Source organism: Mesorhizobium sp. M8A.F.Ca.ET.208.01.1.1, from assembly GCF_004791315.1.
Classification (GTDB): Bacteria; Pseudomonadota; Alphaproteobacteria; order Rhizobiales; family Rhizobiaceae; genus Mesorhizobium.
In genome coordinates, this window is record NZ_SRUT01000336.1 from 1 (window position 1) to 295 (window position 295).

The 295-nt window shown below is 66.8% G+C and carries 1 protein-coding gene; it reads right to left on the minus strand.

From position 1 onward, the window contains the following. Nucleotides 1-42 precede the first annotated feature (42 nt). Nucleotides 43-295: NAD(P)-dependent oxidoreductase (locus tag EN851_RS35545; RefSeq protein ID WP_281041138.1), on the minus strand; the 253-nt coding region annotated here is incomplete at its 5' end.

A 295-nucleotide genomic window follows, 5' to 3' on the forward strand; every position in this document is an offset into this window, starting at 1 on the left:
GGACAAGTTCGCGCTGCCCGGCTCGAAGCCGTCTTCGCCAGCTCAGTAGCCCGCTTCGCGGTCCACCAGGTTTTCCAGCTTTTCGCCGCGCTCGAAGGCATCCATCTGCCGAAGCATGATCGGCACCAGATGGGCCGGATCAGAGGTCGCCGCCGCGTGCGGCGTCACGAACACCTTCGGATGGCTCCACAGCGGGCTCGTCTTCGGCAGCGGCTCGACCTCGAACACGTCGAGGCTCGCTTCCTTCAGCGTGCCGTCGTCCAGCGCCCGCAGGACGTCGGCGTCCTTCTGCAGC